Origin of the sequence: Rhodococcoides fascians A44A (assembly GCF_000760735.1) — a bacterium.
GTDB lineage: Bacteria > Actinomycetota > Actinomycetes > Mycobacteriales > Mycobacteriaceae > Rhodococcoides > Rhodococcoides fascians_E.
Map to the genome: position 1 here is coordinate 325974 of NZ_JMEX01000008.1, position 12710 is coordinate 338683.

A 12710-nucleotide genomic window follows, 5' to 3' on the forward strand; every position below is an offset into this window, starting at 1 on the left:
GTATCGAGTCCGGTGCCAGTGCCCGGTCACTGCCCTTCGCGCCACCGCGTGGACTCCGCGAGTTCGAACCCGTACCGATCCGCCAGCACGCCCAGACGTCGAACGTTCGCACCGTTCAACGCTGTTCCGATACTTCGCAGTTCGAATTCGCCGGACAACGACAGCAGCATCGTCTCCGCCATGCACGCGTAGGTCAGCCCCGGCGCGAGGCCGAACGTCAGACCGAAATCCGACCCCGCGGGCATCGAGACGATGCCACCGTCGAAGACCGTCACATCGGGCCGAGTGAGGCCGACGTCGTGCGGGATGTTCGGGGGCTGCGCCACATCGCAGACGATGGCGTCGGGTCCCAGGTCGGCGGCGTCGATCAACGAGTGCGGCGCCGACGTCGCAGCGATGACCACCTGCGCGCGAGCAACCCCGGCGGCCGGATCGTCGAAGAACTCGATGTGCCCGCCGGCCACGAGGTCGTCCACACTCCGCCCGTCCGCCGCCGCGGCGAGCGCACCTGCCCCACCTCGAGCGGCGTCGACTATCTCCCCCGCTGCGTCCCACAGTTTCGGCGCGACGCGCCCCTGCTCACCGGGCCGCCCGACCAGGGCGATCGCGCCGACGTCGGGCGCCAAGGCACGCGCGATGGTCCTACCGATGGCACCGGCCGCCCCCAGAACGGTCACCCGAACCACCCCGAGATCGATTCCGCGTTCCGCGCACACTCGGTGCACCGCGCGGATACTGGCTGCCGCCGTGAACGAATTTCCGGTGGTGAGAACGCCCGCCATCGAGCCGAGCGCCAGCCCGTTCGCCGTGACCACCGACGAGTATCCGCCCAGCCCGACGACGGTGGCACCTCGCTCGAACGCGAGATTCGCCGCAGCACCGACTGCTGCGACCGCAGCGTGTGACGGCAGCGTCAGCAGGCCCTTCGACGTGAAGGGAAGCCCGATCAAGTTGCCGTGGGCTGCGCCGTCGTGCTCGGTCACGATCCTCCCGCTACCGATGATGTACGACGCAGGCTTCAGTTCCGATGTCGCCGAGGAGAACCTCTCCAGCAGCTCCGCACGTTCGGGGTGCGAGAACTCGGCGAGCGACGGATCGAAGGCCTCGAAGATGCTCAGATCCAGCGGATGAGCGACGAACCCGAACCGGCTGTCACCGGACTGCACCGGAGTGTGCGGGAGCCGTGCGCCCACGGTACTTCCGGAGCGGCCTGCTTCGGTCCGTGCCACAGAACCACCGGACCGATTCCGTCCGACCAGATGACCGATCAGACCGGCGAGGTCCCCTGCCGCCGCGAACGCGCACGCGCGACCGAGTGCCTCGACCAGACGCATGCATTCGGACTCGGTGACCGTCAGCGGCGGTTCCACCCGCAGCACCCGCGCCCCGAACATCGTGGGCGCCAGCCGAATACCCTCCACCTGCGACAGATAGGAGGACATCATCACCGCCAGGTTCTCCTGGTCCGCAACCGAACCCAGAATGGATTGCCTCCCCACGAAGTTGATGTCGTCGGTGAGCTCGACACCCAACAGCAAGCCACGACCACGCACATCCGACACCACCGTCGGATACTCGGCAGCGAGCCTCCTCAGTTCACGAGCAAGCAGATCCCCCACTTCCTGCACTCGCGAGATCACAGCACCGCCGTCCGCGGCGAGCTCGTCGAGCACCGCGATGCCGACCCTCGCCGTCAACGCGTTGCCCGCGAACGTCGACGTGTGCCGCAGTGCGAAGCTTTCCCCCATCCACTCGGGCTTGCTCAACACCGCCCCGCTCGGCAGCACTCCACCCCCCAGCGCTTTGGCCAGAGCGAGAACATCGGGTACGACGCCTTCTCGCTCACACGCGAACATCGTGCCCGTACGGCCCAAACCGGTCTGCACCTCGTCGAGTGCCAGTAGAACCCCGTGCTCGGTGCAGATCTCGCGCACACGCGTCAGGTAACCGTCGGGAGGCACGACGACGCCGCCCTCACCTTGAATGGGCTCGACGACGAACGCCGCGAACTGCCCTGGTGCAGCGACCAGTGCGGCCTCGAGCGCGTCCGCGTCACCGAACGGAACGGAGTCGAATCCCTGGACCGGAGCACCGAATCCAGCCTGGTACTTGATGTTTCCCGTGGCGGACAGTGCGCCGAGCGTCTTGCCGTGGAAGCTGTTCGTCGTGCTGAGGATACCCAGGCGTCCCGTCGCGGCGCGTGCGATCTTGATGACCACCTCCATCGCCTCGGCGCCGCTGTTGACGAACGTCACCCGCGTCAGACCGGCGGGTGCGACGGAGACGAGGCGGCGGGCGAGTTCGCCCGCTGGATACAACACCGACGGTTGGACGAACACTGCTTCCCCGGAATGTCGCACGGCATCCATTGCTCGCCAGACGTTCTCGGGGTTGTGCCCGAACGGGAGGGCTCCGTACGCGCCGGCGAAATCGAGGTGCGTACGACCCGACGCGTCGAGCAGCTCGGTCCCGTTACCGGACACGTACTCGATGTCCACGTCCACCGCCGACAGGAGTCGGTACAACTCGGGATTGACGTTCTCCGCAAAGCCGTCGCGGCCGGTCGACTGACGCGTGGTGGACGGGTGAAAAGAAAGGTCGGTCATGTGAGCTCCGTGTTCTCGCGAAACCGCCTCCGGTGGCACGAGCTGCCGGGAGGCGTTCTCGCGCAACCAGAGCTCGCCCCGTGGTGGGACGCAAGCGCGATGGTAGCTGCCGAGAGGACCGAAGTTAGCCTGTGAAAATACCCTTACTACTGATTCGAAACGAAAAACCGCATCTACAGTCGGTTTATCGGTGTGGCCGACTCAGCGTCGTGTCGGCCAAATCACACCGGATCACTTGTCCTGCGTCGCCGACAACAGCCACTGCCCGTCGATCTTTTCCATATTGGCGATGAGCGGGAACACGACGTTCCCCGACGCGACACCGGCACTCGTCGCACTCACGTTGACGTTGGCGAAGAGCTCGGCCTTGTCGTCCTGCAGACGCACGACACCGATGTCGAGAACGTCGACGTCCGTTGCCGTCTGCGTCTCGTTCGCCGTCGACTTGATCTCCTCGATGAACTTCTGCGACTCCTCGCGGAACGCTGGCGTCATCTTCTCGAGCCCGGCCGCGATATCGGCGTCGATCGTCGCGAAGTTGTACCTGTACAACCCGACCAGAGCGTCCGACGCCGCTCGCGTCACCTCGGATGTCTCGCCCTGATCGACCCACGCGGCGTTGTCCACCTCGGTACCGGGCTTCAGCGCGGCAACCGCCGCGAACGCAACCAACAACGCAGCAACAGCACCGACCACGATCGTCGGCAGCCAGTTGGTCCGACCGGCCGGCTGTCCCCCGGGTGAGCCTGCCTGGGGTGAGCCTTCCTGGGGTGAGCCTTCCTCGGATGCCTCAGCTCCGGGCGCCTTCGATGACTCGGGCGTCTCGGCTACAGGAGTATCAGCTACGAAAGCCTTCTGCTTCGGCGGCTTCGAGATGGAGACCGCGGTTGCGGGCTCAGCAGACGAGGGGCCTTCGGGATGCGCAGTGTCGGGCGCACTCGAATCCACAGCACCCGAGTCGACAGCACTCGAGTCCGGTGCGCTGGAATCGGCGGGCTTGCGGTTGGTTCCCGCAACCTTCTTACGGACCTTGCTGGTGGTGACGGGTGGGACTATCTTGCGACGTTGTGGGGGCACTGAAGTACTCCTGACTCGAACATGTGCGGGCGGGCGGAAGGTGCAGCCTCGGCTACGGACCTTCGGACGCGCCTGAATCAGCGGGCGCGGGCTCGCCGGAGGGAGGCGTCGCGCTCGGGTCTGTGGTTCCGGCATCGGGAGCGGGAGTGCCTGCCTCCGGGCTCCCCGAGTCCGGGGTACCTGCGTTCGGTGCGGGCTGCTGCGCGCCCGGGTCGGTCGGTGCATCGACGGGGTTCAGCGGCACTCGGTCTCCGACGGGCAGAAGGTTGTTGACCTTCCACGTTCCGTCGACGTCCTCGAGGTACATGCGCATGACACTGCGAGTGCGTTCGGTGAATCCGTCCGGCCCCGACGTGTTGTTCGCGACGATCGCGATCGCGGTAGCCGTCCGGTCGTCGACGTTCAGTTCCGTGATGGTCGCGTCGAGTACCTCGGCAGTGATCTTCCGGCCGGAATTGCGCTGCTCGTCCGTGACGGCCTTCTTGGTCTCCTCGAGATAGCTGGTCATCTGATCGCCCGTCACCGAGGTGAGCATCAGATCCAGCGACCCGTCCATGTCGGCGGAGTCGACGGTACTGAGATTGATCGCGGCCTGACGTGCGTCGTTCAGCGCCGAATCGCGAGTGTCCGCGATCGCCTTCTCGTCCCACGCGTTCTTCCATCCGATCCCGAACCATACGCAGGCCGCCAGGGCCACCACGGCGACGATGGACAGGGCTACGAGGACCGGCCGGGACTTGTTCTTCGGCCGCGGTGTCTTCTTCGGCTGCGGTGGTGCAGCTTCGGTGTTTGACGTCACACTTCAACCTTACTCTTCGGTAACACCGGCATCGACGACGCCGGTGAAACCGTGGAACACGAAACGGCGGTGAATCTGCTCGGTTTCCGCAGATCCACCGCCGACGACCACGATACGACTGTGCACAGTTACTTCGGAGTGACTCCGATCAGGGGAGCGAGCTGTGAGGCGATCGGATTCAGGTTGAGCTTGTCCGGATCCACCTTGGGCTTGCTGTCCCACGGCTGCGGGGTTTCGGGGTCCGCGAACACGATCCGGTTGGCACTACGAACGCCGGTGACGCTGCCCTGCGGTGTCGTGCAGTTCGCGTCGAGATTCAGCGGGTAGTTCTCCTCGGTCAGGTCGAAGTTGGGATTCTTCGCCTTCTCCTCGTCCAGAATCGCCTGCGATCCTTCGTAACCCAACGTGCACGGAGGCGGATTGTTCGTCTCGAGAAGCAGACCCTGGTGAATCGTGCCGTCGCCCGGGACAAGCGTCTGCGCACCGGACGCCAGTGCAGGCAGGAAGATCAGCAGAGGCTTGAGCGCCAGAGTGCGAGGAGCAGCCAGCTCGAACACGTTGCGCAGGTTGGTCAGATCCGTCGTCAAGGACCCACCGCCTTCGTTGATCAATGCACCGACCTGATCGCTCGCTGCGGTCCCGGTGTTGATCAATCTCCGGATGTCCGGATCGTTGCTGCGCAGCTGCGCGGTCACCGACGCCAGATCCGTGCTGAACTGCCGGATGGCCGACGACTGCTCGGACTGCGTGTCCAACACGGTACGGCTGTCCCGAATCAGAGCGAGTGTCTGCGGCAGTGCTTCGTTGCCTGTCTCGGACAACGCACCGAGCGAGTCGACGAGCACCTGCAGATCGTCGCCCTTTCCGTCGAACGCCGCCCCGAGCTCTCGGACGACCGTCGTCAGGTTCTCCAGCGGCACGGTCTTGACGAGCTGATCCGTGCTGGCGAGGACGTTCTCGACGGGCACCGGTGTCTGCGTGTCCGCCGTCGCGATGGTCGAACCGTTCTCGAGATACGGACCTTCGTCGCTCGTCGGCTGTAGATCGACGTACTGCTCACCGATGGCCGAGCGGTTGGCCACGACCGCGCGCGCCGAAGACGGAATCTGCGGACCGCCGTTGTCCAGCAACAGTTCCACGTCGATGCCGTCGTTGGTCAACGACAGCGCGCCGACGGTGCCGACCGGCACGCCGCGGTACGTGACCTCGGCGTTGGTGAAGATACCGCCGGAATCAGCGAACTGACCGGTCACGCTGTACTGACCGAAGCCGAGCAGATTGTCGAGACGCACGTATTTTCCACCGACGTAGACAACGCCCACGACAGCGACGATGACGAAGAAGATGAGCTGCACCTTCACCAGCCGCGATCTCACAGCCCACCTCCGAGTTGTTCGAGCAGATCGTTCAAGGGCTCGAACGGAGTGAGCGGCGCGCCGGTCTCACCCTCGTCCGGTTCGGCCCCGGGCGCTACCGGTACCCCGGGAGGAGGCGACGGGTTGGGAATGATCGGGGGCAACGGCAGCAGCGAGATCGTGGGCCACCCCGGTCGTGGACCGTTTCCGTTGTAGTACGGGTTCGACGGATCCACGAGTGGGAGCGTGTCGCCGTACTTCGGCGGGATGTAGACCGGATCTCCCTCTCCGACACCGAAGTTGCGCAGAGCGGTGCCGATCGATAGATCGAGCGAGAGGTACAGGTTGGCCGAGTTGCCCTGGGTGATCTCCTCGATACCGTCGGGGAACGGCAGCGTCGGGATCAGCGGCAGCGTGGTCACGATGTCGTCACCCGACGCCGCGAGCGCCTGCAATGTCGGACGCAACGCACGCAGGTCCGCGATCAAGTTGTCCTTGGACTGATCGATCACGTCCGTCCCGACGCTGCCGAGCCTGTCGAGCTGGCCGAGCATCTGCGTCAGCTGCGGACGCTGCTGCTCGAGGACCTCCGTCGCGATCGGCAGGTCCTGCAGGACTCGGTCGATCTTCTCGGTCTGACCGCTGACCTGCGTGGTCAGAAGATCGAGACCGTCGAGTGCACGGGTGATGTCGTCGCGCTGCTCCTCGAGCCCACCGATCAGTGTGTTCGCTTCCTGGAGAAGACTCTTCGTGGTGCCCTCGCGACCGGAGAAGGCCGCGTTGAGCTCCTTCACGATCGGAGCGAGTTGCCCGACGCCACCGCCGTTGAGGACCAACGACAGGGCACCGAGGACCTGTTCGATGTTCGTCGTCACGCGGGTCCGGTCCAGCGGGATGGTGTCGCCGTCCTTCAGCTTCTGCGGATCCGCGTCACCGGCGGGTACCGACAGCTGAATGAACTTCTCGCCGAGGATCGACGTCTGCTCCACCGCCGCAGTCGCGTTGGCAGGCAGGTCCGTCGAATCGTTGACGATGACGCCGACGTTCGCGGTCCACTCACCGTCCGGAACGCTGATCGAGTCGACTCGACCGACCTCGACACCGTCGACCTTCACGGTCGACTGGGGAACCAGATCGAGAACGTCCTGGAACTGAATGGTCAGACGGATCGGATTGCTGCCGACATCCGCACCACCGGGCAGTGGAATTCCGTAGACGCCCTGCGAGCACGCCGTGGCCGACATGACCACGACAGCTGCACCGACGACGGACGTCAACGACCGTTTCGACGAAATCCACGTTCTCATCGACGCGCTCACTGTCCCCCTCCAAGCGATTCCTGCAGTCCTGGCAGAGTGTTGTTCTCGCCGAGCCTCGGCGACACGACACCGGGCACCGTTCCCGGCACGACGTCGCCCTGTTGGGTGTCGTTGGTCAGTACGCCGAACGGCAGCACCAGCCCGGAATCGCGAACCGGCCCCTGGATCAACGTCGTGATCTCGCCACACCGGTCGATGATCGGTTGTATCTGGGCACCGAGCTGTTCGAATCTCGGGTCGCCCGGAACCAACTTGCCGAGGTCGATCAGACGGCATACCGTTCCGAGCGGGTCCTGGGTCTCGTTCTGCAGGTTGGCACGTGAGGCCAGAGTGCCCGACTCGGCATCGTAGGAGTTGACGAGATTGCTGATCGCGAGCGGCAGAATCGTCAATGTCTCCACCAACTGCTCGCGATTGTCCGACAGTGCCTGAGTGGGCTGCACCAGTCCGTCGGCCGCCCGCACCAACTGATCCCGGTTGTCCGCCACGAATCCCGCCACGTCGCCCAGGGCGATCGACAGCTGATTCAGTGCCGCCCCAAGATTCTCTCGCTCCCCGTCGAGGAATCCGGTGAGATCGGACAGCTGGTCGTTGAACTCGCGTACCTGGGCGTCGTTGGCCGCGAGGGCCGAGACGAACGTCTGCAGGTTCTTGACCGTGTCGAACAGGTCGCCGCGGGAGTCGCTGAGTGTCCGCGACGCCTCGGAGAGCTGAGTGATGGTGTTGCCCAGCGCTTCGCCGTTGCCGTCGAGGTTCGCGGCGCCGGTGTCGACCAGATCGGTCAGCGCCCCGTTCGCGTTGGCACCGTTGGGTCCGAGTGCGTTGGACAGCTCGTCGATGCTGGCGTAGATCTGGTCCACCTCGACCGGGGTTGCGGTCCGGTCACGCGGAATCACCGCGTCGCCCGACATCTTCTCCCCACCCGAGTAGGCGGGTGCGAGCTGAACGTAGCGATCCGACACCAAGGACGGCGTGATCTGCGCCGCTCTCACATCGGCCGGAATGTCGACGCCGCGCTCGACGCGCATCTTCACCTCGACCTGGTCGCCCTGCGGCACGACCGAGGTGACTTCGCCGACTGCGACACCGAGGACACGAACGTCGGAACCTTCGTAGATACCGACGGACTTGTCGAAGTACGCCGTGATGTCGGTCGAACCCGCACGGGTGAACAGCCACCAGAGGCCGCCCGCGATCACCAGCGCTGCGATGACGACGCCTGCGATGACTGCGCGGGAGCCACCGGTCTTCTTGGTGTTCTCCGTGGTTCCGTCAGCTGTGCTGTCGGTCATCAGTTGCCTCCCAGATCACGCGCGGGCTGACGGTAGCCGGGGATCAACGGCAGACCAGGAGGCGTGAGGTTCGCCAAGGTGATGTCGAGCCAGCGGCCGTTACCGACCACGTTCGCGTACAGGCGCACGAACGGTGAGTACAGCTGCAGACCGCGCTCGACGGCCTCGTTGTTCTCGTTGAGGATGTCGATCACGCCGTTCAGTTGTTCGAGCATCGGAGTGATCTGCTCTTCGTTGTCGCGGACCAAGCCGGTCAGTTCCGTCGACAGCCGCCTGGTTCCGCTGAGCAGCTGAGAGATCGCCTGCTGGCGGTTGTTCAGCTCTTCCAGCAAAGGCCCTGCATCGGCGATGAGCCTGGTGAACTGTTCGTTCCTGTCCGCCAGCACCTTCGAAGTCTGCCCCGTCGCCTCGAACAGCCTCTGCAGTTCGGCGTCGCGGCTCGCAATGGTCTGCGACAACCGGCTGACACCGTCGAGCGAGGCACGGATGTCTGCCGGCGTCTCGGAGAACGCCTGCGACAACGTTTCGAAGCTCGACGCCAACTGCGTGGTGTCGATGTCCTCGATCGTGGACGCAGCATCGGAGAACGCGTCGATCACGTCGTACGGAGAAGTTGTGCGCTCCAACGGAATCGGGTCCTTCGGCTTGAGCACGTCGTCACCGCGAGGATCGATGGCCAGGTACTTCTGTCCGAGGACGGTCTTGATCTGGATGGACGCCGACGAGTTGTTGCCCACCCACGCGTCCTGCACACGGAAGTCGACGTTGACTCTGTCGCCGTCGAGCTCGACGGAATCGACCTGCCCTACTTTGACACCCGCGATTCTCACTTCGTTGCCGGGCTTGAGCCCGGCGGCTTCCTTGAACTGCGCCGTGTACGTCGAACCGGCTCCCAGGATCGGCAGCTTGTCCAGAAAGAACACCGACACGGTAGCCAGAAGCACGATCATGATGCCGAGCGCGCCGGCCACGAGCGGGCTACGCTTTTTCATTCCTTGATCCCCCCAGCTTTGCAACGCTCGGCCGCGTTGGTGTAGAGCGGTTGATTCACCGTCGGAAGCCCTGTCGGCAAGTTCAGGTTGGGTGACGTTCCAGGCCCCGCCTGAATGTCGATGCCGCACAGGTAGAACGTGAACCACGAACCCTGCTGGGCCGTCCTGATCAGCTTGTCGAGCTTCTTCGGCAGGGTCTGGATGACCGCGGTGACCTCCGCTTCACGATTGTTCAGCGTGGTCGCCAAAGTGTTCAACGCGGCGATCGAGCCCTGGATGGACGGCCTCGTCGGTTCGAGCAGATCCGCGGTGGCGTCTGTCAGACCGGCGAGTGACGTGACGGCGGATCCGACGACGTCGCGGTCGGAGGACAGTCCCGACACCAGCGCCTGCGTGTTGGTGATCAGAGAATCCAACTGGTCGTCGTTCTGGTTGACCGTCTGCAGCACCGTGTTCAGGTTGGTGATGACGGCGCCGATCACCGCGTCCTTGTCCGCGACCGTGTTGGTCAAGCTCGCGGTACTGCGAACGAGTTCGCTGATCGTTCCGGACTCACCCTGGAACACCTGGATGATCTGGTAGGACAGCTTGTTCACGTCGTCGGCACTCAAGGTCTGGAACAGCGGCCGGAAGCCGTCGAAGAGCGTCGTGAGGTTGACGGCGGGCTTGGTCTGGCTCAACGGGATGGTCTCACCGGGGTTGATCTTGCCGCCCTGGTCGCCCGCACCCTGTTCGATCGCGATGTACCGCTGCCCGACGAGGTTTCGGTAACGGAGGTTGGCCGTCGCCGAGGCAGGCAGGTAATCCCGGCCGTCGACCGAGAACTCGACCTTGGCCTCGCGCTCGTTGACGATCTCGATGTTCTTGACGTCACCGACGCGCACACCGGCGATGCGTACCTCGTCGCCCTTGTTGAGCGATGCGACGTCACTGAAGATCGCGCTGAACGTCTGTCCTCCGCCCCCGGAGATGTTCGCGATCGAGAACGCCAGCGTGCCTGTTGCCAGAATCGTGACGACAGCGAACACGATCAGTTTGACGAGCGGTGCGAGTAGCCCCCTCATTTGATGGTCACCTCCACACCCCTCAATGCCGGCGCCCCCGCCGAAGTCACCCAGGAAGGAACGTCCTCCGGAGCGGTTCCCGTTGCCCCGCCGTAGATCACGGCGAGCGTGTCACGTTCGAAATCCGAGCCCGCGTAGGACACCGGCGTCTGCTCGACGATGCCCGGCAGCGGCGAGTACTGCGGCGCAGGCAGTTCCGGAACATCCTGCGGTCCGGGGTTCCTCGACGGCACCTGGTAGGAACCGTCGTTCGCCGATCCGCCCGGGTACTGCGGGAAGAACTCACCGGCAGCAGTGTCCGCCGGGGTGTAGCAGCGCGGTCCGCGATCGTCGAACAGACGCGGCTCGTCCTGGTTGGGAAGGTAGCGGCCCTTCGGGTTGACGAACGCAGCCGAGACGTTGATGCCTCGGTACTCGTCGCCGACGCCGATGACGTCCTGCGCTCGTTGCACCACCGGCACGAAATTGGCGAACGTGCACCCGAACGACGGCGAATACTGCGCCAACAACTCCAGCGCCTCACGCGAATCAGCCGAGATCCGAATCAGATTGTCCGCGTTGGCCTGCAGAAAATCCGCCGTCGACGCACTCGTCGCCGTCAACGACGAGATCAACGTATCCACCGCCGGACGCTGCTCGACCAACGTGTTCCCCGTGACCGACAGATTGTCGAGCGCATCGATCAACTGCGGACCCGCATCGGCATACGTCTGCGAGAAATCCGCCAACCCACGCAGATCCTCCTGAATGTTCGGCAACTCGGTGTTCAGACCCTTGAAGATCGTGTCCAACCGATCGATCGTCAACCCCAACTCCTGACCACGACCACTCAGACCCTGCGCCAACGCACCCAACGTGCTCGCCAGATCCTGCGGCGGAATCGCTTCGAGCAACGGCAGCAAGTTGTCCAACAACTGACCGACCTCGATGGCACTGCCACTGGTGTCCTGCCTGAGCACGGTCCCGTCGGTGATCGGCGACGCCGTGTCGTTCTCGGGAATCTGCAACGCCACGTACCGCTCACCGAACAACGTCTTGGGCAACAACCGCGCCGTCGCGTTCGACGGAATCAGATCGGCCTTGTCCGGATCGATCGCCAACTTCGCCGTCACCACACCGTCGACCGACGACGCCGACCGCACTTCACCGACGATCAAACCGCGAACCTTCACATCCGCGTTGCTGGGCAACGCATTACCCACCGAATCGGTCACCAGGTCGATACTGACGACTTTCTTGAAGGTCTTGTTGTACGAGGTGACCGACCATCCGAGGAAGAGGATCAACACCAGAAAGAACGCGAGGCCGAGCAGAAGTCGCTTCAGCCGCGACGGCGAGTCGATCATCCTGCAACCCTCACTGTCGTCGTGGTTCCCCAGATTGCGAGGCTGAGGAAGAAGTCCAGTACCGCCACCGTCACGATGGCCGTTCGCACGGCGCGGCCCACGGCTACGCCGACGCCTGCAGGTCCGCCCGATGCATGGAATCCGTAGTAGCAGTGGATCATGATCAGCACGAAGGCGAAGATCAACACCTTGAGGAACGAATAGAGAACATCCTCGGGCGGTAGGAACAGATTGAAGTAGTGGTCGTACGACCCACCCGACTGCCCGTTGAATATCGTGCTGATTCCGCGTGATGCGATGTACGACGCCAGGAGTCCCACGATGTAGAGCGGGATGACGGCGACGAATCCGGCGATCATGCGTGTGGTGACGAGGAACGGAACGCTGGGCACCGCCATCACTTCGAGCGCGTCGATCTCCTCGGAGATTCTCATCGCGCCGAGCTGTGCCGTGAATCCGGCCCCGACCGTCGCGGACAGGGCGAGACCTGCGACGACAGGCGCGATTTCACGAGTATTGACGTACGCGGAGAGGAAGCCGGTGAGGACCGAGCTTCCGAGCTGCTCGAGTGCGGCGTATCCCTGCAGACCCACGACCACACCGGTGGCACCGGACATCATGACGATGACGCCGATGGTGCCGCCGATGACCGCGAGGGCTCCCGAGCCGAAGGTGACCTCGGCGAGAAGTCGCAGAACTTCCTTCTTGTAGTGAACGAGCGTGCGCGGAATCCATCCGATGGCACGTACGTAGAACGACATCTGCTCGCCCGCGTTGTCCAACACGGTGAGCGGAGCACCGGCGATGCGCTTCGCGCGCATGAGAGTACGGTCGCCGCGACCTTTGGCGATGGTCATTGC

Annotated in this window: 10 protein-coding genes; all 10 read right to left on the reverse strand. The window is 64.2% G+C overall.

The window, feature by feature from the left end:
- Window positions 1-26: 26 nt before the first annotated feature.
- Window positions 27-2606, reverse strand: coding sequence for an aminotransferase class III-fold pyridoxal phosphate-dependent enzyme (locus BH95_RS13690; protein WP_037161943.1), 2580 nt, complete (start codon window positions 2604-2606; stop codon window positions 27-29).
- A 231-nt stretch (window positions 2607-2837) separates the two neighbouring features.
- On the reverse strand, window positions 2838-3683 hold the full coding sequence (locus tag BH95_RS13695) for a hypothetical protein (protein WP_037161946.1): 846 nt from the start codon (window positions 3681-3683) through the stop codon (window positions 2838-2840).
- A gap of 52 nt (window positions 3684-3735) precedes the next feature.
- Window positions 3736-4482, reverse strand: a complete 747-nt coding sequence (locus BH95_RS13700; RefSeq protein ID WP_033188629.1) for a hypothetical protein — start codon at window positions 4480-4482, stop codon at window positions 3736-3738.
- A gap of 128 nt (window positions 4483-4610) precedes the next feature.
- Window positions 4611-5858, reverse strand: a complete 1248-nt coding sequence (locus BH95_RS13705; RefSeq protein ID WP_019665547.1) for an MCE family protein — start codon at window positions 5856-5858, stop codon at window positions 4611-4613.
- Window positions 5855-7144, reverse strand: coding sequence for an MCE family protein (locus tag BH95_RS13710; protein WP_170947485.1), 1290 nt, complete (start codon window positions 7142-7144; stop codon window positions 5855-5857). Before BH95_RS13710 ends, BH95_RS13705 begins: the two co-directional genes overlap by 4 nt.
- Before the next feature lie 8 nt (window positions 7145-7152).
- Window positions 7153-8448 carry an MCE family protein gene (locus BH95_RS13715; RefSeq protein ID WP_019665549.1) on the reverse strand — a complete coding sequence of 432 codons (1296 nt, stop codon included), beginning with the start codon at window positions 8446-8448 and terminating at the stop codon, window positions 7153-7155.
- On the reverse strand, window positions 8448-9440 hold the full coding sequence (locus tag BH95_RS13720) for an MCE family protein (protein WP_019665550.1): 993 nt from the start codon (window positions 9438-9440) through the stop codon (window positions 8448-8450). The genes BH95_RS13715 and BH95_RS13720 overlap by 1 nt, the downstream gene beginning before the upstream one ends.
- Window positions 9437-10504 (reverse strand): MCE family protein, encoded by a 1068-nt coding sequence (locus tag BH95_RS13725; protein WP_019665551.1) that lies wholly within the window; start codon window positions 10502-10504, stop codon window positions 9437-9439. The genes BH95_RS13720 and BH95_RS13725 overlap by 4 nt, the downstream gene beginning before the upstream one ends.
- A complete protein-coding gene (locus BH95_RS13730; protein WP_037182743.1) occupies window positions 10501-11850 on the reverse strand; it encodes an MCE family protein in 1350 nt (449 codons plus the stop codon). The genes BH95_RS13725 and BH95_RS13730 overlap by 4 nt, the downstream gene beginning before the upstream one ends.
- Window positions 11847-12707, reverse strand: a complete 861-nt coding sequence (locus BH95_RS13735; protein WP_019666423.1) for an MlaE family ABC transporter permease — start codon at window positions 12705-12707, stop codon at window positions 11847-11849. The genes BH95_RS13730 and BH95_RS13735 overlap by 4 nt, the downstream gene beginning before the upstream one ends.
- Window positions 12708-12710: the final 3 nt, after the last annotated feature.

What these genes read in the sequence shown, in the direction of transcription:
- BH95_RS13720 (WP_019665550.1), bottom strand. Translation starts at nt 9,440, where the DNA reads ATGAAAAAGCGTAGCCCGCTCGTGGCCGGCGCGCTCGGCATCATGATC.
- BH95_RS13735 (WP_019666423.1), bottom strand. Translation starts at nt 12,707, where the DNA reads ATGACCATCGCCAAAGGTCGCGGCGACCGTACTCTCATGCGCGCGAAG.
- BH95_RS13730 (WP_037182743.1), bottom strand. Translation starts at nt 11,850, where the DNA reads ATGATCGACTCGCCGTCGCGGCTGAAGCGACTTCTGCTCGGCCTCGCG.
- BH95_RS13725 (WP_019665551.1), bottom strand. Translation starts at nt 10,504, where the DNA reads ATGAGGGGGCTACTCGCACCGCTCGTCAAACTGATCGTGTTCGCTGTC.
- BH95_RS13710 (WP_170947485.1), bottom strand. Translation starts at nt 7,144, where the DNA reads ATGAGAACGTGGATTTCGTCGAAACGGTCGTTGACGTCCGTCGTCGGT.
- BH95_RS13715 (WP_019665549.1), bottom strand. Translation starts at nt 8,448, where the DNA reads ATGACCGACAGCACAGCTGACGGAACCACGGAGAACACCAAGAAGACC.
- BH95_RS13690 (WP_037161943.1), bottom strand. Translation starts at nt 2,606, where the DNA reads ATGACCGACCTTTCTTTTCACCCGTCCACCACGCGTCAGTCGACCGGC.